At 64.7% G+C, this 20,153-nt stretch carries 17 protein-coding genes; all 17 read left to right on the top strand.

Annotated elements, in window-relative coordinates:
• The first annotated feature begins 83 nt into the window (after positions 1–83).
• The 17 genes from def to ACTNAU_RS07920 all read left to right on the top strand — a co-directional run bounded on the left by def (position 84) and on the right by ACTNAU_RS07920 (position 20,057).
• On the top strand, positions 84–587 hold the full coding sequence (def, locus tag ACTNAU_RS08000; RefSeq protein ID WP_185915043.1) for a peptide deformylase: 504 nt from the start codon (positions 84–86) through the stop codon (positions 585–587).
• A gap of 28 nt (positions 588–615) precedes the next feature.
• Positions 616–1,542 (top strand): methionyl-tRNA formyltransferase, encoded by a 927-nt coding sequence (gene fmt / locus ACTNAU_RS07995; protein ID WP_441098087.1) that lies wholly within the window; start codon positions 616–618, stop codon positions 1,540–1,542.
• 49 nt (positions 1,543–1,591) lie between these two features.
• Positions 1,592–2,287, top strand: coding sequence for a zinc metallopeptidase (locus ACTNAU_RS07990; protein ID WP_021658606.1), 696 nt, complete (start codon positions 1,592–1,594; stop codon positions 2,285–2,287).
• Positions 2,280–3,584, top strand: a complete 1,305-nt coding sequence (gene rsmB / locus ACTNAU_RS07985; RefSeq protein WP_441098086.1) for a 16S rRNA (cytosine(967)-C(5))-methyltransferase RsmB — start codon at positions 2,280–2,282, stop codon at positions 3,582–3,584. Before ACTNAU_RS07990 ends, rsmB begins: the two co-directional genes overlap by 8 nt.
• Positions 3,585–3,601: 17 nt before the next feature.
• On the top strand, positions 3,602–4,630 hold the full coding sequence (gene rlmN, locus ACTNAU_RS07980) for a 23S rRNA (adenine(2503)-C(2))-methyltransferase RlmN (protein ID WP_185915047.1): 1,029 nt from the start codon (positions 3,602–3,604) through the stop codon (positions 4,628–4,630).
• A 12-nt stretch (positions 4,631–4,642) separates the two neighbouring features.
• Positions 4,643–5,368: a Stp1/IreP family PP2C-type Ser/Thr phosphatase gene (locus ACTNAU_RS07975; RefSeq protein WP_185915048.1), complete on the top strand. Its 726-nt coding sequence runs from the start codon at positions 4,643–4,645 to the stop codon at positions 5,366–5,368.
• Positions 5,369–5,384: 16 nt separating this feature from the next.
• The gene (gene pknB, locus ACTNAU_RS07970; RefSeq protein WP_441098085.1) at positions 5,385–7,442 is read left to right on the top strand and encodes a Stk1 family PASTA domain-containing Ser/Thr kinase; all 2,058 of its coding nucleotides are present in this window, start codon (positions 5,385–5,387) and stop codon (positions 7,440–7,442) included.
• A 1-nt stretch (position 7,443) separates the two neighbouring features.
• Positions 7,444–8,922, top strand: coding sequence for a ribosome small subunit-dependent GTPase A (gene rsgA, locus ACTNAU_RS07965; protein ID WP_441098084.1), 1,479 nt, complete (start codon positions 7,444–7,446; stop codon positions 8,920–8,922).
• 57 nt (positions 8,923–8,979) lie between these two features.
• Positions 8,980–9,123, top strand: a complete 144-nt coding sequence (locus tag ACTNAU_RS07960) for a hypothetical protein (protein ID WP_185915052.1) — start codon at positions 8,980–8,982, stop codon at positions 9,121–9,123.
• A 287-nt stretch (positions 9,124–9,410) separates the two neighbouring features.
• Complete coding sequence (gene pyrH / locus ACTNAU_RS07955) at positions 9,411–10,121, top strand: UMP kinase (RefSeq protein ID WP_185915053.1); 711 nt, start codon at positions 9,411–9,413, stop codon at positions 10,119–10,121.
• A gap of 64 nt (positions 10,122–10,185) precedes the next feature.
• Positions 10,186–10,740: a ribosome recycling factor gene (gene frr, locus ACTNAU_RS07950; protein WP_216402412.1), complete on the top strand. Its 555-nt coding sequence runs from the start codon at positions 10,186–10,188 to the stop codon at positions 10,738–10,740.
• A gap of 78 nt (positions 10,741–10,818) precedes the next feature.
• Positions 10,819–11,484, top strand: a complete 666-nt coding sequence (gene uppS, locus ACTNAU_RS07945) for a polyprenyl diphosphate synthase (protein WP_441098096.1) — start codon at positions 10,819–10,821, stop codon at positions 11,482–11,484.
• A gap of 2 nt (positions 11,485–11,486) precedes the next feature.
• Entirely contained in the window at positions 11,487–12,314 is an 828-nt protein-coding gene (locus ACTNAU_RS07940) for a phosphatidate cytidylyltransferase (RefSeq protein ID WP_185915055.1), read from the top strand.
• 26 nt (positions 12,315–12,340) lie between these two features.
• Positions 12,341–13,492, top strand: a complete 1,152-nt coding sequence (locus ACTNAU_RS07935) for a 1-deoxy-D-xylulose-5-phosphate reductoisomerase (RefSeq protein ID WP_441098083.1) — start codon at positions 12,341–12,343, stop codon at positions 13,490–13,492.
• 45 nt (positions 13,493–13,537) lie between these two features.
• The gene (locus tag ACTNAU_RS07930) at positions 13,538–14,572 is read left to right on the top strand and encodes a M50 family metallopeptidase (protein ID WP_216402415.1); all 1,035 of its coding nucleotides are present in this window, start codon (positions 13,538–13,540) and stop codon (positions 14,570–14,572) included.
• Positions 14,573–14,645: 73 nt separating this feature from the next.
• Positions 14,646–15,695, top strand: coding sequence for a flavodoxin-dependent (E)-4-hydroxy-3-methylbut-2-enyl-diphosphate synthase (gene ispG, locus ACTNAU_RS07925; RefSeq protein WP_441098082.1), 1,050 nt, complete (start codon positions 14,646–14,648; stop codon positions 15,693–15,695).
• A 93-nt stretch (positions 15,696–15,788) separates the two neighbouring features.
• A complete protein-coding gene (locus ACTNAU_RS07920; RefSeq protein WP_441098081.1) occupies positions 15,789–20,057 on the top strand; it encodes a PolC-type DNA polymerase III in 4,269 nt (1,422 codons plus the stop codon).
• The last annotated feature ends 96 nt before the right edge of the window (positions 20,058–20,153 follow it).

Here is a 20,153-nt window from a genome sequence, read left to right as displayed (position 1 = left end):
GCGATAAGGCAATTTTCGCCCGTTTGCCCCCCTCGGGGCCGGGGCGTCCACAGACTGTGCGATAGAGAAGGAGCAGGTAGACCATGGCAATGCGCAACATCGTGACCAAGGAGCAGGAGCTCCTGCGAAAGAAGAGCCGCCCGGTGGAAAAGTTTGACGAGAAACTGGCCCAGCTGGTGGAGGACATGATCGAGACCATGAACGAGGCCGACGGGGTCGGCCTGGCCGCCCCCCAGGTGGGGCTTCTGCGCCGGGTGGTGGTCATCGACGTGGGGGAGGGGCCGATGGAGCTGGTCAACCCCGAGATCCTCTCCCGCGAGGGGGAGGAGGAGGCGGTGGAGGGCTGCCTCTCTTTCCCGGGGGAGTTCGGCTTTGTCACCCGCCCCTACAAGGTGAAGGTCCGCTACCAGGACCGCACCGGCCAGGTGCTGGAAAAGGAGGGGGAGGACCTCTTCGCCCGCTGCGTCTGCCACGAACTCGACCACCTGGACGGGGTGCTGTTTGTGGACAAGGCCAGCCAGATCCTCACCAAGGAAGAGCTGGCCGAACTCATCGCTCAGCAAGAAGGGGAGGAGGGGGAGCAGTAGCCCCCCTCCCGCGAAAGGCGGTTTGCAGATGGACATCGTATTTATGGGGACCCCCGACTTTGCCGAACAGAGTCTGCGGGCCCTGCTGGAACAGGGCTTTTCGGTCAAGGCCGTCTACACCCAGACCGACAAGCCGGTGGGCCGCAAGCGGGTGCTGACCCCGCCCCCGGTCAAGGTGCTGGCCCAGCGCCACGGCATCCCAGTCTACCAGCCCAAGAGCCTGCGCCGACCCGAGGTACAGGAGGAACTGCGCGCCCTGGCCCCCGACTTGATCGTGGTGGTGGCCTACGGCAAGATCCTCCCCAAGGAGGTCATCGACCTGCCCCCCCTGGGCTGCGTCAACGTCCACGGCTCCCTGCTGCCCCGCTACCGGGGGGCCGCCCCCATCCAGTGGGCGGTCATCAACGGGGAGAGGGAGACCGGCGTCACCACCATGTACATGGACGAAGGGGTGGACACCGGGGACATCATCCTCCAGTCCACCACCCCCATCGGCCCGGAGGAGACCTCCGGCGAGCTCTTTGACCGGCTGGCCGCCCAGGGGGCGGAGCTGCTGGTGGAGACCTTGCACCTGGTGGAGCGGGGCGAGGCCCCCCGCCGGGCACAGGAGGGGGAGTCCTGCTACGCCTCCATGCTCGACAAGGAACTGGCCGAACTGGATTTCAATGCCCCCGCCCAGGCAGTGCACGACCGGGTCCGGGGTCTAAACCCCTGGCCGGTGGCCTATACTTTTTTCGGCGGCAAGAAGTGCAAGGTCTTTTCCTGTGAGGTGGTCCCCGGCCCCTTTGCGGCGCCCCCCGGCTGCGCGGTGGCCGACGGCTCCCTCTGTATCGCCTGCGGCGACGGCAGCGGGGTGCGGCTGAAAGAAGTCCTCTTGGAGGGCGGCAAGCGCACCACCGAGGCCGACTTTCTGCGCGGCCACCCGGTCAAGGCGGGGGACCGCTTCGCCGGCTGACCCGCCCTGACCTTGCCCTCGCCCTTGCCCCGGGAAGGAGAATTTGCAAATGCCCTTTTTTCTAATCGACCGATATTACCTGCTGCTGGTGGTGCCCGCCCTTCTGGTGACCCTCTGGGCCCAGGTGCGGGTCAAGTCCACCTTTGCCAAGTACAGCCACGTCTTTTCCCGCCGGGGCTTTACCGGCAAGGACGCGGCCCTCTACATCCTGCGGCAAAACGGGGTGACAAACGTCTCGGTGAGCGAGACCGGCGGCCACCTCAGCGACCACTACGACCCCCGGGCGGGGGTGATCCGCCTCTCGGGGGAAGTCTACTCCGGCACCTCGGTGGCCTCCATCGGGGTGGCCGCCCACGAGGCGGGGCACGCCCTCCAACACGCCCAGGGGTATTTCCCCCTCACCCTGCGAAACGCCATCATCCCCATCACCAACATCGGTTCCACCCTCTCGGGGCCCCTCATCCTGCTGGGCTTCATCATGGGGATGGGGCCGCTGGTGGACGTGGGGATCCTGCTGTTTTCCCTGGTGGTGGTCTTTCAATTGGTGACCCTGCCGGTGGAGTTCAACGCCAGCCGCCGGGCCGTCGCCATCCTCGGCGATGCCGGGCTGCTGGAGGGGGAGGAGCTCACCGGCGCCAAACGGGTGCTGAGTGCCGCCGCCCTCACCTATGTGGGCAGCCTGCTGGTCTCCCTGGCCAACCTGCTGCGATTGATCTTGCTTTTCGGACGGAGGAACAATGACTGACAGACAGACGAGTGAGCGGCTGGTGGCCGCCAAGGCCCTCTGCCAGGTGGAGACCGGCGGCTACGCCGGGGCGGTGCTGGACCAGGCCCTGGAGCAGAGCGGGCTGGAACCCCGGCAGCGGGCCCTAGCCACCCGGCTGGTCTACGGGGTCACCAGCTGCAAATACCGGCTGGACGAGGCCGTCGACCGGCTCTGCGGGGGGCGGCCCCTCTCGGTGCAGGTGCGCACCATCCTCCGCCTGGGGCTCTACCAGCTGGCCTTCTGCGACGGCATACCCGCCAGCGCCGCCGTCAACGAGACGGTGAAGCTGGCCGGCCCCCTGCGCCAGATCGGGGCCACCGGGCTCTGCAACGCCGTGCTGCGCCGCTTCCTGCGGGAGGGGAAACCCCTCTACGAGGGGGAGGACCTGTCGGTGCGCTATTCGGTGGAACCCTGGATCGCAAAGCTCTGGCAAAAGCGCTACGGCGGCGACACCTGCCGCGCCCTGTTGGAGGCCTTTGCGGGCGAGTTCCCCACCTTTGTGCGGGTCAACACCCAAAAGACCACCGCCCCGGCCCTGCTGGCCCGCTGGCGGGAGGCGGGGATCCCCGCCGCCGAGACCGGGTGTGAAAACGCCCTGCGGCTGGAGGCGGCGGGCCGGGTGCCCGACCTGCCCGGCTTTGCCGAGGGGCTCTTTCACGTGCAGGACCTCTCATCCCAGTACTGCGCCCTGGCCCTGGGCGCCAAGCCGGGGGAGCGGGTGATCGACTTCTGCGCCGCCCCGGGCGGCAAGAGTTTCACCCTGGCCCAGATGATGGGGGACGAAGGCGAGCTTCTCGCCTGCGACCTGCAGGGCTACAAGGCCGCCCTCATCGCCGAGGGGGCGCAGCGGCTGGGGCTCTCCGCCGTGCGCGCCCAGGTGCACGACGCCCGGCAGCCCCTCCCGGGCGGGGAGGCGGACCGCATCCTCTGCGACGTGCCCTGCTCGGGGCTGGGGGTGATGGGCAAAAAGCCCGACCTGCGCTACAAGCGGCGCGGCGAGGTGAAGGACCTGCCCAGCCTGCAGCTGGACATCCTCAAAAACGCCGCCGAACACCTGCGGGTGGGGGGCGAACTGGTCTACTCCACCTGCACCCTCAACCCGGCGGAGAACCAGGGGGTCTTCGGCAAATTGCTGCGGGACGACGGGCGGTTTGTCCGCGTCCCTATCGAACCGGCTTGCCCCGGCGCGGTGAAGGAGGAGGAGACCCTCACCCTCTTTCCCCACAAGACCGGGACCGACGGCTTCTTCATGGCCAAGTGCAGGCGAGTAAAATGAGCGGAGGAGAACGGCCAATGACAGACATCCGCAGCCTCTCCCAGGGGGAGTTGGAGGACCTTTTGACCCAGTGGGGGCAGCCCCGGTACCGGGCGGGCCAGCTCTTTGACTGGCTGCACAAAAAGGGGGCGGACTCCTTTGCGGAGATGAAAAACCTCCCCGCCGCCCTGCGGGAGCAGTTGGCGGGGGAGTGCTTCATCGCCACCGCCGCCGTGGAGCGCAAGCTGGTCTCCCAGCTCGACGGCACGGTGAAATACCTCTTTCGCCTGCGCGACGGCGAGATGGTGGAGGGGGTGGTGATGCGCTACAAGCACGGCCTCTCCATCTGCCTCTCCACCCAGGTGGGCTGCAAGATGGGCTGCTCCTTCTGCGCCTCCACCCTGGCGGGCTTTGTCCGCAGTCTCACCGCCGGGGAGATGCTGGCCCAGATCTACACCGCCTCCCGCGATTTGGGGGAGCGCATCGGCAACGTGGTGCTCATGGGCATCGGCGAGCCGCTGGACAACTACGAGCAGGTGCTGCGCTTCATCCGAAACGTCACCAGCCCCAAGGGGCTCGACCTCTCGCCCCGGCACATCACCCTCTCCACCTGCGGGCTCTGCGACCAGATCCGCCGGCTGGCCGACGAACAGCTGCCCATCACCCTCTCCATCAGCCTGCACGCCCCCTTCGACGAGATGCGGGACCGGCTGATGCCGGTCAACCGGCGCTACAACATCGCCCAGCTGCTGGATGCCTGCCGCTACTACGCCGAAAAGACCGGGCGGCGGGTCTCCTTTGAATACACCCTCATCGCCGGGGTCAACGACACCCCGGCCTGCGCCGACCGGCTGGCCCAGCTCTGCCGGGGCTTTTTGAGCCACGTCAACCTGATCCCGGTCAACGCCGTGGAGGAGACCGGCTACACCCACGGCAGCGAGCGGGAGATCCGCGCCTTTCAGGAGCGGCTGGTCCGCCAGGGGGTCAACGCCACGGTGCGGCGGACCCTGGGGGCCGACATCTCCGCCGCCTGCGGCCAACTGCGCAGGCAAGAGCAGCACAATTAGGAGGAAAACACCATGTTGCGAATCGTATCGAATACCGACAAAGGGCTGGTGCGCGACCAAAACCAGGACGCGGCCAAGTCCGGCGCCCTGGCGGACGGGACCATCTGGTCCTGCGTCTGCGACGGGATGGGCGGCGCCGTGGGCGGCAACATCGCCAGCCGGGTGGTGGTGGACTCCTTCGCGGAGTCGGCGGGCTCCCTCTCGGGCGAGTACAGCGCCGAGACGGTGAAGAACTTCCTCATCGCCGCCGTCAACCGGGCCAACGCCCTGGTCTGCCAGCGCATCGAGGAGGACCCCTCCCTGGCGGGGATGGGGACCACCGTGGTGGCCTGCGTGGTCAAGAGCGGGTTTGCCCACATCGCCCACGTGGGGGACAGCCGGGCCTACAAGCTGGGGCCCGGGGGGATCGCCCAGCTGACCAAGGACCACTCGATGGTGCAGGTGCTGGTGGAGCAGGGGCAGATCGCCCCGGAAGAGGCCAAGACCCACCCCAAGCGCAACATCATCACCCGGGCCGTCGGCATCTCCCGCAATGTGGATGTGGACTACGAGGAGGTCCCCCTGGAAGAGGGGGAGATGCTGCTGCTGTGCACCGACGGGGTCAGCGGCCCGCTGGAGGACGAAGAGATGTTGCAGATCGTGCGCGAGACGGACTTTTTCCAGGCCACCGCCGCCCTCGTCGAGGCGGCCAACGCCCGGGGCGGCAGCGACAACGCCACCGCCGTGCTCATCGGTTAAAGGGGGAGAGAAGAGAATGGACAAGTACATTGGAAAACGGCTGGACGGCCGCTACCTAGTGGAGGAACTCATCGGCATCGGCGGGATGGCCAACGTCTACAAGGCCACCGACTTGCTGGAGCACACCACCGTGGCCGTCAAGATCCTCAAGGACGAATTCGCCGAGAGCGACGAGTTCCTGCGCCGGTTCAAAAACGAATCCAAGGCCATCTCCCTGCTGTCTCACCCCAACATCGTCAAGGTCTTTGACGTGAGCTTCAGCGAAAAGGTCAACTACATCGTCATGGAGTACATCGACGGCATCACCCTCAAGGAGTACATCCAGCAAAAAGACATCCTCCCCTGGAAGGACGCGGTCCACTTCATCACCCAGATCCTGCGGGCCCTGCAGCACGCCCACGACCGGGGCATCGTCCACCGGGACATCAAGCCCCAAAACATCATGCTGCTGCCCGACGGCTCCCTCAAGGTGATGGATTTCGGCATCGCCCGCTTTGCCCGCAGCGAGAACCGCACCATCACCGACCGCGCCATCGGCTCGGTGCACTACATCAGCCCCGAGCAGGCCCGCGGCGACGAGACCGACGCCAAAGCCGACCTCTACTCGGCCGGGGTCATCCTCTTCGAGATGCTCACCGGCCAGCTCCCCTTCGAGGCGGACACCGCCGTGTCGGTGGCCATCAAGCAGATCTCCGACCTGCCGGTCTCCCCCCGCCAGCTCAACCCCGACATCCCCGAGGGACTGGAGGAGATCACCCTCAAGGCCATGCAGAAGGATGTGGACCGGCGCTACCAGTCCGCCTCTGAGATGCTCGCGGACATCGAGGAGTTCAAGCGCAACCCCTCCATCAGCTTCCAGTACAAGTACTTCGTGGACTCCGAGCCCACCAAGTACATGGACGCCATCAAGGAGGTGCGCACCGAGCAGGAGGAGCCCGCCCCCGAGAAGAAGGGCGGCAAGAAGAAAAAGAAGAAGGGCTTTTTCTCCATCTTCTACAAAGACGACGGCAGCCGCAACAACATGGCCATCCTCGCCGGGATCGCCAGCGCCTTTCTGGTGGCGGCCATGCTCCTCATCGGGGGGATGGCCATCTTCTCCACCGGCATCTTCGGCGGCCGGGTCGCCGCCCCCAACTTGGTGGGGATGAGTTTGGAGGACGCCAAGGCCAAGTACCCCGACTTCAAGTACAAGGAGGGGGACCCGGTCTTCAGCGACGAGATCGAGGCCGGGCTGATTGCCGAGCAGAGCCCCAAGGGCAATGCCCGGATGAAGAAAAACGGCACCATTGAGGTGCACCTGAGCCAGGGCCCCGAGGTGTTGGTGGTGCAGGACGTCTACGGGATGGAGGCCTCCGCCGCCGAGGCGGCGCTGCGCAAGCAGGGCCTCAAGCCGGTCATCGAGCACAAGAAGAGCGACAGCGTGCCGGTGAACTTCGTCATCGAGACCAACCCCGCCAAGGGCACCGAGGTGCAGAAGGGGGACGAGGTCACCATCTACGTCAGCCAGGACGAGGACACCGAGGAGCAGGTGAAGGTCCCCCTCCTCTCGGGCACCGACAAGGCGGGCGCCGAGTCGGCCCTCAAGGGCGTCGGCCTCACCCTGGGCAAGGTGACCGAGGTGGAGAGCGACAAGCCCAAGGGCATCGTGGTGGGGCAGGACCCCGCCGACGGCACCGAGGTGGACACGGGCACCATCGTCAACATCGAAGTCAGCAAGGGGCCGAAGGAGCCTGTGAAGGTGCCTATCTCCATTTCACTTCCAAAAGGAATTGGCAGCATCAGCTTAAAGGTCTATGAAGATGGGTCTCCCATCGTAAATGAGCCCGACTTGCTTCCCGCCGACAAGGGCACCTATAACTTCAATGTTTCAGGGCTCGACACTGACCAGCCAGTTACAGTGACGGTCCAAATCAACGGCAAACCCTACCAGAGCTATACCGTCAACTTTGCCACCGGCAAGGCCACCCTCAAGGAGGACCACTCCGGCGACGCCGCCTTCAAGCCTGCGCCCACCCCCTCTTCCAGCCAGTCGGCGGCCCAGGGCGGCAGCGCCGGCGGCGAGGTGAAGGGGTAAGATGCCAAAGGGACTCATCTTAAAGGCCATCAGCGGGTTTTACTACGTCGAGAGCGATGGCAGGACCTACGCCTGCCGGGCCAAGGGGGCCTTTCGCAACCAGCACATCAAACCCCTGGTGGGGGACTGGGCCCTCTTCACCCCCGAGGGGGAGGGCGGCCGGGTGGAGGAGATCCTCCCCCGCAAAAACAGCTTCATCCGCCCCCCGGTGGCCAACATCGACCAGTTTTTCTTTGTGGTCAGCGCCTGCAGCCCGGCGCCCAACCTCTTTGTGCTCGACAAGCTGATTTCCATCGCCGAGTACAAGGGGGTGGAGCCGGTCATCGTCCTCACCAAGTTGGACATGGAAGAGGCCGACCGCATCGCCGCCATCTATCAAAAGGCGGGCTTCCCCGTCCTGCGGGTGGACTACCGCTCCCGCGGCTGGCGCGCCCCGCTGGAGCGCTGTCTGCAGGGCAAGGTCTCGGCCTTCTGCGGCAACTCGGGGGTGGGCAAGTCCACCCTCATCAACCACCTGGGGTTCACCCCCGAGATCGAGACCGGGGAGATCAGCGACAAGCTGGGCCGGGGGCGGCACACCACCCGCCAGGTGGAGCTCTACCCCCTGCCCTTTGGCGGCTATCTGGCCGACACCCCCGGCTTTTCCGACGTGCAGCTGCACCGGCAGGAGCAGATTTTAAAGGATCAGCTGCCCTACACCTTTCGGGAGATGGCCCCCTACCTGGACGGCTGCCAGTTCACCGGCTGCTCCCACACCTGCGAAAAGGGGTGTGCGGTGCTGGCGGCGGGGGGGGGGGGGGGGGCCGGGCGGGCGCCCCCCCCCCCGACTGATGTGAGAGGGGAGAGAGAAGCGGTGAAAGAGCGCTGTGTGGTGGTGGGGGCTGCCCCCCTGGAGAGCGACCGGGTCCTGGGGCAGATCGACCCCGCCCGGGACTATGTCATCTGCGCCGACGGGGGGATCGACCACCTGCGCCGGGTGGGCCTGACCCCCGACTTGCTGATGGGGGACTTGGACTCGGCCAGCAGCCCCATGGAAGGGGTGGAGGTGGTGGCCTTTGACCCGGTGAAGGACGACACCGACACCCACATCGCCCTCAAGCGGGGGTTGGCCCTGGGCTACCGGGACTTTTTGCTGCTGGGCTGTACTGGCGGGCGGTTGGACCACACCCTGGCCAACCTGCAAAGCCTCTATTTTCTCAAGCGGCAGGGGGCCGACGGCTGCCTGCTCGACGACCGCCACCGCATCTTCTTTTTGTGGGAGGAGGAGCGGGAGATCCCGCGGGAGGACTACCGCTACCTCTCCTTCTTCGCCTACGGGGGCGAGGCGGCGGGGGTCACCCTGCAAGGGGTCAAATACCCCCTGCACGAGCACCTGCTGACCCCCGATTTTCCCCTGGGCGTCAGCAACGAGATCACCGGAAAAAGCTGCAAAGCAGCGGTCAAAAAGGGGTGTTTGCTGGCCGTTTTGGCCAGGGAGTGAACCCCCAGCAGCCCTTTTGTATATACTGGTACAACAGCGGAAAGGGCGGTGGGGCGGATGCGCGGCAGGAACAAGGTCATCAAACTCATTATGGTGACGTTGGGGGCGGGGCTGCTGCTGTCGTTTTGCCTCACCGCCGGCACCGCCGTCATCGCCATCGCCCTGGTGCTCATCGCCCTGGGGTTGCTGATGCAGAATTGACAGGAGGGTTTTTTGATGCAGGTGGTCGTGATCAAGAGTTCCAAATTCATGTCGAAAATCCTGAAGAAGATTTTCAAGATCAAACCCGAGCAAAACTGAAGTGGGGAAGGCCTCTGCGGGGGCCTTCCCCCTTTTGCGGTCCCGGGGAGGGGGGACAAGCCCGGCCCCGCAGAGGCCCCGAGGGCGGTGAAAAAGATTTGTGAATTGGGCGCTTTCCCTTTACATTGGTGCCGCAAATAGAGTAGAATATAGTTTGAAATATACTGGGTGGGAGTGTGTGAGAAGCAATGGAACTGAAGTACAAGAGGATCCTGTTAAAGCTGTCCGGCGAGGCGCTGGCAGGCGATAAAAAGATGGGGATCGACTACAACATCGTCACCGACATCTGCAAAAACATCAAGATGTGCACTGAACTGGGCTGCCAGGTGGCCATCGTCGTGGGCGGCGGCAACTTCTGGCGGGGCCGCTCCAGCGGCGAGATGGAGCGCACCCGGGCCGACCACATGGGGATGCTGGCCACCGTCATCAACGCCCTGGCCCTGGCCGACAGCCTGGAGCAGCAGGGGGTGCCGGTGCGGGTGCAGACGGCCCTGCCCATGCAGCAGGTGGCCGAGCCCTACATCCGCAACCGGGCGGTGCGCCACCTGGAAAAGGGGCGGGTGGTCATCCTGGCCTGCGGCACCGGCAACCCCTTCTTCTCCACCGACACCGCCGCCGCCCTGCGCGCCGCCGAGATCAACGCCGAGGTCATCTTCAAGGCCACCATGGTGGACGGGGTCTACGACAAAGACCCCAAAAAGTACCCCGACGCCGTCCGCTTCGACCGGGTCTCTTTCTCCCGGGTGCTGGCCGACTCCCTGGGGGTCATGGACTCCACCGCCGCCTCCCTCTGCAAGGACAACGGCCTCCCCATCCTGCTCTTTGATTTGAGCGATCCCTACAACATCGTCCGCGCCCTCTGCGGCGAGGACATCGGCACCCTCGTCAGCGAGGACTAGCGGCGAGAGATCCCCCCCCGAAAATAATCAGGCGGCCCCGCCGCCTCACAGGAGGTAGCTTTTCATGAGAGAAGAGTATGCAGTTTACGAGAAGAAGATGGGCAAATCCATCAGCGTGATGGAGGGCGAGTTCGCCGCCATCCGCGCCGGCCGCGCCAACCCCGCCGTCCTGGACAAGGTGACGGTGGACTACTACGGCGTGCCCACCCCCGTCGCCCAGATGGCCGGGGTCTCGGTCCCCGACGCCCGCACCCTGCTGATCCAGCCCTGGGACGGCTCGACCCTCAAGGCCATTGAAAAGGCCATCCTCGCCAGCGATTTGGGCATCACCCCCAACAACGACGGCAAGGTCATCCGCATGGCCTTCCCCCCGCTGACCGAGGAGCGCCGCAAGGAGATCGTCAAATCGGTCCACAAGCTGGAGGAGGAGTGCAAGGTCGCCATCCGCTCCATCCGCCGGGACGCCATCGACAAGTTCAAGGCCCAGAAGAAGGCGGGAGAGCTGTCTGAAGACGACCTGAAGGACCTGGAGAAGGGAATCCAGAAACTCACCGACACCTACTGCGACAAGGCCGAGGCCGCGGCCAAGGCCAAGGAAAAAGAGATCATGGAGATCTAGCCGGTGTTCTTTCAAAAGAAGAAACGGCTTCTCGCGAAACCGGATTTTGACAACCTGCCCCAGCACATCGGCTTTATTATGGACGGCAACGGCCGCTGGGCCAAGCGGCGGGGGCTGCCCCGCTCTGCCGGGCACCGGGCCGGGGCCAAGACCTTTCGGGACATGGTCCGCTACTGCAAGGACATCGGCATCAAAAACATGACCGTCTACGCCTTCTCCACCGAGAACTGGAAGCGACCCAAGGAGGAGGTGGAGGCCATCATGGACCTGCTGCGCAGCTACCTGAAAGACGCCTTTGACCACCGGGAAGAGGAGGTGCGCTGTCTGATTTTGGGGGACACCGCGCCCCTGGCGCCGGACATTGTCGCCCTCATCAAAAAGCTGGAGGACGAGAGCCGCGACTGCAAGCAGATGACCCTCAACATCGCCCTCAACTACGGCGGCCGGGCCGAGATCACCCACGCCGTGCGCGAACTGGCCGGCCAGGTGCAGCGGGGGGAACTGGCCCCCGAGGAGATCACCGAGGACGCCATCTCCGCACACCTCTACACCGCGGGCCAGCCCGACCCGGACTTGATCATCCGCCCCAGCGGGGAGTACCGGACCTCCAACTTCCTGCTCTGGCAGTCGGCTTACAGCGAACTGGTGTTCATGGATGTGCTGTGGCCCGATTTCACCCGCCGCGACCTGGACCGCGCCATCCTGGAGTACCAGAACCGCGACAGAAGGTTTGGAGGGGTATAATTTTGGCAACCAGAATCATCAGCGCGGCGGTGGGCCTTGTCCTGCTGGCGATCGCCGTGCTCTTTTACGGCACCCTGGCCTTTAATGTCATCGTGCTGCTCATCACCCTCATCGCCCTGCACGAGATTTTCGGGGCGGTGAAACTGCACAACAAATTTGGGATGTACGGCTGGTGCGCCCTCTTTGCGGCCTTCGTGCTGCTCTACGACAAAATGCCCCCTACCGGGGCCATCCACCTGACGGCGGGGCTCTTTGTCTTTACGGCGGGGATGGCGGCCTTTGCGGTCTTTCACTTTGCAGACATCCCCTTTTCCAGCATCGCCATCGTCTACATGGAGACCATCGCCATCCTCTTTGGCTTTTCCTCCACCCTGCTCATGCGCAGCGTCTTTCCCCAAGACGGGCTCTTCTACCTGATCGCTGCGCTGGGCTGCGGGTGGCTAGCCGACACCGGGGCCTATTTTTCGGGCCGGCTCTTCGGCAAGCACAAACTGGCCCCCAACGTCAGCCCCCACAAGACGGTGGAGGGCTCGCTGGGCGGCCTGCTCACCAACGTGCTGGCCCTCTGCCTCATCGCCTGGGGCTACCACCGCTTTTTGGGCGGCGGTCCCATCTCCTATCCCCACCTGATCGCGGTGGCCACCGTGGGCGCCCTGGCGGGGATGTTGGGAGACTTGGTGGCCTCCAGCCTCAAGCGGCAGCAGGGAATCAAGGACTACGGCACCATCATGCCCGGGCACGGGGGGATCATGGACCGCTTTGACAGCGTCATCTTCACCCTGCCCACGGTGCTGCTGCTCTCCTACTACCTGCCCATCGTCCTGCGCTAGGGCGGGGGCGAAAGGAAGGCTTTTTCATGTGCGCTAAAAAAGTAACGGTGCTGGGCTCCACCGGCTCCATCGGCATCCAGGCCCTGGACGTCATTGAAAAAAACGGCTATGAAGTGGTTGGCCTTTCGGCCAACTCTTCTGTTTTACAGCTGGAAAATCAGGTGCGCCGGTTCCGCCCCCCCTTCGCCTGCATGGTGGACGAGCGGGCGGCGCGCGCCCTGCGGGACGCCCTGCGGGACACCGACACCAAGGTCCTGGCGGGGGTGGACGGCCTCTGCGAACTGGCCGTCCGGGAAGAGGCCGACGTGGTCCTCAACTCGGTGGTGGGGATGGTGGGGCTGCGCCCCACCCTGGCCGCCATCGAGGCGGGCAAACCGGTGGCCCTGGCCAACAAGGAGACCCTGGTCGCCGGCGGCAAGCTGGTGACCGAGGCCGCCCGGGCCAAGGGGGTCCCCATCCTCCCGGTGGACAGCGAGCACTCGGCCATCTTTCAGTGCCTGCAGGACCGCCACTCGGCCAGGGCCCTGAAAAAGGTCATCCTCACCGCCTCGGGCGGCCCCTTCTTCGGCAGGGGCCGGGAGGAGCTGGAGAAGGTGAGCATCGAGGACGCCCTCAACCACCCCAACTGGTCCATGGGGGCCAAGATCACGGTGGATTCCGCCACCTTGATGAACAAGGGGCTGGAACTCATCGAGGCGGCCTGGCTCTTTGACAAGACCCCGGACGAAATCGAGATCGTCGTCCACCGGGAGAGCGTCATCCACTCCCTGGTGGAGTTTGACGATCACTCGGTGCTGGCCCAGTTGGGGGTGCCGGACATGCGCATCCCCATCCAGTACGCCCTGACCTACCCGGAGCGGCTCCCATCCCCTGTAAAGGAACTCTCCTTGACAGACTATCCGACCCTCCACTTTGCCAAGCCCGACATCGAGACCTTCACCTGCCTAAAGACCTGTATCGAGGCGGCCCGGCGGGGGGGACTCGCCCCCTGCGCCATCAGCGGCGCCAACGAGGAGGCGGTGGCCCTCTTTTTGGACGGGAAGATCGGCTTTTTGGAGATCGGCGAACTGGTGCGGGGGGCCATGAATACTGTGCCCCGCGCAGACGTATATTCTTTAGAGGATGTGCTGCAGACAGACGCACAGGCGCGGGCCTATGTCCGCGCACAGGCGAGGTAGCCAAAAGCGGCTTTCGGCCCTCGCCCATCAGTTGGAAGGTGAACTATGAACATCGTTTTTTCGATCCTCTTGGCAGTCCTGATGTTCGGACTGATCATCATGATCCACGAGTTGGGGCATTTCATCACCGCCAAACTCGGGGGGATCAAGGTCAACGAATTTGCCATCGGCATGGGGCCGACCCTCCTCAAGCGGCAGAAGGGGGAGACCACCTATGCCCTGCGGGCGGTCCCCATCGGCGGTTTCGTGGCCATGGAGGGGGAGGACGAGGACAGCGCCGACGAGCGGGCCTTCTCCCGCCGCCCGATCTGGATCCGCATCCTGGTGGTGATCGCCGGGGCCCTGATGAACCTGGTGTTGGGCTTTGTCATCCTCATCGTCCTCACCTCGGCCTCCAAACTGGTGCCCACCACCACGGTGGCCAAGTTTGACGAGACCTCCCTCAGCGCCCAGTCGGGGCTGCAGGTGGGGGACGAGGTGCTCTCCATCAACGGCCGGCGCATCTACATCGCCAACGACATCGACTTTGAGCTGATGCGGGACAAAGACGGCTATGTGGACATGACCGTTCTCCGCGACGGCGAGAAGATCACCCTCACCGGGGTGCAGTTTGCCCTGGCGCAGGACGACAACGGCAACCAGTTTATCAGCCGCGACTTCTGGGTGCTGGGGGTCCCCAAGACGGTGGGCGGGGTGCTCAAGGAGTCGGCCCTCAAGACCGTCTCCATCGGGAAGATGGTCTGGGTCTCCCTGCTCGACCTCATCACCGGCAACGTGCCCATCTCCCAGGTGGCCGGCCCGGTGGGGACGGTGGACATCATCAACCAGGCGGTGAGCATGGGCTGGGAGACCACCCTCAACATGCTGGCGCTGCTGACCATCAACGTGGGCATCTTCAACCTGTTGCCCATCCCGGCGCTGGACGGGGGGCGGCTGGTCTTTCTCCTCATCGAGGCGATCCGCCGCAAGCCCATCAAGGCCAAGTACGAGGGCTTTGTCCACGCGGCGGGGTTCCTGCTGCTCATCGGCTTTATGCTCTTTGTGACCTACAGCGACATCACCCGAATATTCGCCCGCTGATCAGTGGGCTGACCACAGCTGCGGGGACCGAAAACGGCCCCGCACCAATTTTACATAGAAGAGGGACAAGCTCATGGAGAGAAAAAAGACCCGCACCCTGCAAATCGGCTCGGTCAAGATCGGCGGCGGCGAGGAGATCGCCGTCCAGTCGATGCTCTGCGCCCCGGCGGCGGATGTGGAGGCCAACGTAGAGCAGGCCAAGCGCCTCTTTGCGGCGGGGTGCGACATCATCCGGGTCGCCGTCCCCGACCGGGAGTCGGTGCGGCTCATCGGCGCCATCAAGGCGGCGGTGCCCACCCCCCTGGTGGCAGACATCCACTTTGACTACCGGCTGGCCCTGGCGGCGGTGGAGGCGGGGGTGGACAAGGTCCGCATCAACCCCGGCAACATCGGCGGCAGGGAGCGGGTGCAGGCGGTGGCCGACGCCTGCAAGGCCCGCGGCGTCCCCATCCGCATTGGGGTCAACGGCGGCTCTCTGGAAAAGGAGATCTTGCAGAAGTACGGCGCCCCCACCGCCCCCGCCCTGGTGGAGAGCGCCCTCTACCACATCTCGCTGCTAGAGGAGTGCGGCTTTACAGACATCGCCATCTCCCTCAAGTCCTCCAGCGTCCCCACCATGATCGAGGCCTACCGGCTGATGTCCCAGCGCTGCGACTACCCCCTCCACCTGGGGGTCACCGAGGCGGGGACCGAGCGGATGGGCCTCATCAAGTCGGCCATCGGCATCGGCTCCCTCCTCTGCGACGGCATCGGCGACACCATCCGCGTCTCCCTCACCGACGACCCGGTGAAGGAGGTGCGGGCTGCCCGGGACATCCTCAAGGCCCTGGGGATCGGCAAGCAGGGGGTGCGGGTGGTCTCCTGCCCCACCTGCGGGCGCACCCAAATCGACCTGATCTCCCTTGCCAAAGAGGTGGACCGCCTGGTGGAGGGGATGGAGAAGGACATCACCGTGGCGGTGATGGGCTGCGCGGTCAACGGCCCCGGCGAGGCCAGAGAGGCCGACATCGGGGTGGCCGGGGGAGACGGCTGCGGCCTTCTCTTCCGCAAGGGGGAGATCCTCCGCAAGGTGCCGGAGGACCAGATCCTCCCGGCCCTGATGGAGGAGATCGAGCGACTGTGATATTTTGGGCGGCGGGCTCTCTGGCCCTCCGCCCTTTGTGAAGCAAAAACCGGCCCCGCGCGCTGCGGGAAGTGACCAGGAAGGAAGCTGCCATTGAGCCAGTATTTTTTTGAACAGCTGGGGATCGCCAGGGGGGAGATGGAAGACCTCCCCGCCGACATCCTCTCCATCGCCGTGGACCGCCGGGAGAACCGGCTGGAAATCGCGGCCCGCTTTGCGCAGCCGCTGCCCTATGCCACCTGCAAGCTCTTGCAAAACCACCTGAAGGGCCAGTTGGGCTGCGAGGCGGCCCTCGTCCCCACCTTCCCGGCAGGGGAACCGGGGGAGGCCCTCTTCGAGCTGGTGGCCGAGTACGCCAAAGAGGGCAACTCGATGCTCGACTGCATCCTCTCCCGCTCCCACATCCGCTACGACGGGGGGGAAAACGCCTACGTGCTCGAACTGGAGCAGGGGGGCAAGCACATCCTGGCGGGGCTGGGGTTTGAGCAGAAGTTTTGCAGCCAGTACCGCCAGCTCTGCGGCGAGGGGGTGGCCCTGGTCGTGGTGGGGGAGGACGCGCCCCCGCCGCCCCGCCCGGCACCCGAACGGGTGGTGGCCCCGGCGCGCCCGGCGGCTGCCGCCAGGGCAAAGGCGCCCGCCGCCAAGCCGTCCAGGGCCACCGTCTCCGGCGGGGAGGAGATCCTCGGCAAAAAGATAAAGCCCGGCCAGGTGACCCCCCTGGGGGAGCTGAACAGCGACTTCAACGACATGGCGGTGCTGATCCGGGGCAAAATCTTCGACATCGAGAAGAAGGAGATCCAAAACGGCCAGCGGCTGGTGGTGCAGCTCGACATCACCGACGGCACCGGCTCGATGACCGTCAAGACCATCAAGGAGCCGGCCAAGCTGGAAAAGGTCATGCAGCTGGGCAAGGGCGACAGCATCCTGGTGCGGGGCAAGGTGGTCTACGACCGCTTTGACCGGGACATCAACATCCAGCCCTACGACATCAACGAGACTGCCGACCCCATGCAGGGGCGCAAGGACACCGCCCCCCGCAAGCGGGTCGAGCTGCACATGCACACCAAGATGTCCTCTATGGACGGGATGAGCGAGGCCTCCGACCTGATCAAACAGGCCCACAAGTGGGGTCACCGGGCGGTGGCCATCACCGATCACGGAGTGCTGCAGGCCTTCCCCGACATCATGAATACGGTGGCCGGCATCCGCAAGGAGGACCCGGATTTCAAGGCCATCTACGGGGTGGAGGGGTACTATGTCAACGACGCCACCCCCTGCGTCAAGGGCCCCGACAGCGTCCCCTTTGACGGGGAGTTCGTGGTCTTTGACATCGAGACCACCGGGCTGCAGGCCGCCAGTGAGCGAATCACCGAGATCGGCGCCATCCTCCTAAAAAACGGGGAGGAGGTGGACCGCTTCTCCACCTTTGTCAACCCGGAGAAACCCATCCCCCCAAAAATCACCCAGCTTACCGGCATCGACGACACCATGGTGCGGGACGCCCCCAGCGAGAGGGAGGCGGTGGGGGAGTTCCTGGCCTTCTGTGGGAACCGCACCCTGGTGGCCCACAACGCCGATTTCGACACCGGCTTCATCGCCGCCGCGGCCGCCCGGCACGGCCTGCCCTTTCAAAACACTTACATAGACACGGTGCTGCTGACCCAGATGATCCACCGGGACCTGCGCAACTACAAGCTGGACACGGTGGCCAAGTACCTGGAACTGCCCCCCTTCAACCACCACCGGGCCACCGACGACGCCAAGGTGCTGGCCGACATCCTGGTGCGGCTCTTTGCCACCCTGCGGGAGCGGGGGCTGCGCGCCACCGGGGACATCAACACCTCCCTCTCGGGGGCCGACCCCAAGAAGCTGCACTCCTACCACATCATCCTGTTGGTGCGCAACAACACCGGTCTGAAAAACCTCTACAAGCTGGTGTCCGAGAGCAACCTGGACTACTTTTTCCGCCGCCCGCGGATGCCCCGCAGCCGCATCAACGCCCTGCGGGAAGGGCTGATCATCGGCAGCGCCTGTGAAGCAGGTGAACTTTACAGGGCGATTGCCGACGGCAAACCCTACGAAGAGCTGCTGAAGATCGCCGACTTCTACGATTTCCTCGAGATCCAGCCCCTGGGCAACAACATGTTCATGGTGCGCAACGGCTCGGTGAGCGACGTGGGGGTGCTGCAGGAGCACAACAAGCTCATCTGCCGCCTGGCCAAAGACCTGGGCAAGCCGGTGGTGGCCACCGGGGACGTGCACTTTTTGAATCCCGAAGACGCCATCTTCCGGGAGATCCTCATGACCGGGCAGGGCTTTAGCGACGCCTCGGAGCAGGCGCCCCTCTACTTCAAGACCACCGACGAGATGCTGGAGGAGTTTGCCTACCTGGGGCGGGAGCTGGCCGAAGAGGTGGTCATCGACAACCCCGGCAAAATTGCCGACATGGTCGAGCAGATCCGCCCCATCCCCATGGGCACCTTTACCCCCACCATCGAGGGGGCAGAGGAGGACCTGGTGCGCATCACCAACGACCGGGCCAAAGAGCTCTACGGCGACCCCCTGCCCGATTTGGTGCGAAAGCGGCTGGACAGGGAGCTGGACTCCATCATCAAACACGGGTTTGCGGTGCTCTACATCATCGCCCAGAAACTGGTCTGGAAGTCGGAGGAGGACGGCTATCTGGTCGGCTCCCGGGGCTCGGTCGGCTCCTCCTTTGTGGCCAGCATGGCCGGCATTTCGGAGGTCAACCCCCTGGTGCCCCACTACCGCTGCCCGGCCTGCAAGTACACCGAGTTCTTTGACGACGGCAGCATCGGCTCCGGCTTTGACCTGCCGGACAAGGTCTGCCCCCAGTGCGGCGCCCCCCTGGTGGGGGACGGCCACGACATCCCCTTTGAGACCTTCTTGGGCTTCAACGGCGACAAGGCCCCCGATATCGACCTGAACTTCTCGGGCGAGTACCAGGCCAGCGCCCACAAGTACACCGAGGAGCTCTTCGGCAAGGACCACGTCTTCAAGGCCGGCACCATTTCCGGTATCCAAGACAAGACCGCCTACGGCTACGTGATGAAGTACCTGGAGGAGAAGGACCGGGTGGTCCACAAGGCGGAGATGAAGCGGCTGGTGCAAGGCTGTACCGGGGTCAAGCGGACCACCGGCCAACACCCCGGCGGGATGGTGGTCGTCCCCTCCAACCACGAGGTGTACGACTTCACCGCCGTGCAGCACCCGGCGGAAAAGGCCGACTCCGACATCATCACCACCCACTTCGACTTCCACTCCCTCCACGACACCATCCTCAAGCTCGACGAGCTGGGACACGATGTTCCCACCCTCTACAAGCACCTGGAGCGGCTCACCGGCATCCACGTCAACGACCTGCCCATGAACGACCCCCAGGTGTTCAAGCTCTTCACCAGCCCGGAGCCCCTGGGCATCACAGCGGAGGAGTTGGGGAGCGAGACCGGCACCTTTGCCATCCCCGAAATGGGGACCAACTTCGTCCGCCAGATGCTGGTGGACACCCAGCCCAAAAACTTCACCGACCTGCTGCAGATTTCGGGCCTCTCCCACGGCACCGACGTCTGGCTGGGCAACGCAAAGGATCTGATCAAAGACGGCATCTGCACCATCAGTGAGGTGGTGGGGACGCGCGACAGCATCATGGTCTACCTGATGCACAAGGGGTTGGAGCCCAGCATGGCCTTTAAAATCATGGAGATCACCCGAAAGGGCAACGCCAAGAAGCTCCTCACCGAGGAGCACTTTAAGGCCATGCGGGAACACGGCGTCCCCGAGTGGTACATCGAGAGCTGCCTGAAAATCAAGTACATGTTCCCCAAGGCCCACGCCGCGGCCTATATCATCGGTGCCATGCGGCTGGCCTGGTTCAAAATCTACCGCCCGCTGGAGTTCTATGCCGCCCACTTCACCGTGCGTGGCGGCGACCTGGACGCCGAGGCGGCGGTCCGCGGCCCGGCCTACACCAAGACCCAGATGGACAACCTCAAGGCCAAGGGGATGGAGCGCTCGGTCAAGGAGGAGGACACCTACGGCACCCTGCAGGTCATGTACGAGATGATGCTGCGGGGGTACGAGTTCCTGCCGGTGGACATCTACAAGTCCGGCGCCACCGACTACCGGTTGGAGGACGGCAAGATTCGGCTGCCCTTCAACTGCCTGCGCGGACTGGGCGACACCGCCGCCATCGCCCTGGAGGAGACCATCAAAGAAGGGGGCTTCATCTCCATCGACGAGATCCAGACCCGTTCGGGCATTTCCAAGACGGTGGCGGACAGCCTCAAGGAGTGCGGCGCCTTCGGCGACCTGCCCCAGTCCAGCCAGATGACCTTCTTCTGATCGCTCCGCCGTTTGTGCGCGCTTCTACTCGGCAGTCCGCCCCTTTCTGGGGCGGGCTGCTTTTTGTGCGAACCCCAAGCACGCATCGTTTCCCCG

This window comes from Bittarella sp. HCP28S3_D9 (genome assembly GCF_052065655.1).
Classification (GTDB): domain Bacteria; phylum Bacillota; class Clostridia; order Oscillospirales; family Ruminococcaceae; genus Bittarella; species Bittarella massiliensis.
This window is presented reverse-complemented; position numbering and strand designations above follow the sequence as displayed.

Excerpts from the sequence above, each read along its gene's own strand:
- def (WP_185915043.1), top strand. The coding sequence starts at position 84 with ATGGCAATGCGCAACATCGTGACCAAGGAGCAGGAGCTCCTGCGAAAG.
- fmt (WP_441098087.1), top strand. The coding sequence starts at position 616 with ATGGACATCGTATTTATGGGGACCCCCGACTTTGCCGAACAGAGTCTG.
- ACTNAU_RS07990 (WP_021658606.1), top strand. The coding sequence starts at position 1,592 with ATGCCCTTTTTTCTAATCGACCGATATTACCTGCTGCTGGTGGTGCCC.
- rsmB (WP_441098086.1), top strand. The coding sequence starts at position 2,280 with ATGACTGACAGACAGACGAGTGAGCGGCTGGTGGCCGCCAAGGCCCTC.
- rlmN (WP_185915047.1), top strand. The coding sequence starts at position 3,602 with ATGACAGACATCCGCAGCCTCTCCCAGGGGGAGTTGGAGGACCTTTTG.
- ACTNAU_RS07975 (WP_185915048.1), top strand. The coding sequence starts at position 4,643 with ATGTTGCGAATCGTATCGAATACCGACAAAGGGCTGGTGCGCGACCAA.
- pknB (WP_441098085.1), top strand. The coding sequence starts at position 5,385 with ATGGACAAGTACATTGGAAAACGGCTGGACGGCCGCTACCTAGTGGAG.
- rsgA (WP_441098084.1), top strand. The coding sequence starts at position 7,444 with ATGCCAAAGGGACTCATCTTAAAGGCCATCAGCGGGTTTTACTACGTC.
- ACTNAU_RS07960 (WP_185915052.1), top strand. The coding sequence starts at position 8,980 with ATGCGCGGCAGGAACAAGGTCATCAAACTCATTATGGTGACGTTGGGG.
- pyrH (WP_185915053.1), top strand. The coding sequence starts at position 9,411 with ATGGAACTGAAGTACAAGAGGATCCTGTTAAAGCTGTCCGGCGAGGCG.
- frr (WP_216402412.1), top strand. The coding sequence starts at position 10,186 with ATGAGAGAAGAGTATGCAGTTTACGAGAAGAAGATGGGCAAATCCATC.
- uppS (WP_441098096.1), top strand. The coding sequence starts at position 10,819 with ATGGACGGCAACGGCCGCTGGGCCAAGCGGCGGGGGCTGCCCCGCTCT.
- ACTNAU_RS07935 (WP_441098083.1), top strand. The coding sequence starts at position 12,341 with ATGTGCGCTAAAAAAGTAACGGTGCTGGGCTCCACCGGCTCCATCGGC.
- ACTNAU_RS07930 (WP_216402415.1), top strand. The coding sequence starts at position 13,538 with ATGAACATCGTTTTTTCGATCCTCTTGGCAGTCCTGATGTTCGGACTG.
- ispG (WP_441098082.1), top strand. The coding sequence starts at position 14,646 with ATGGAGAGAAAAAAGACCCGCACCCTGCAAATCGGCTCGGTCAAGATC.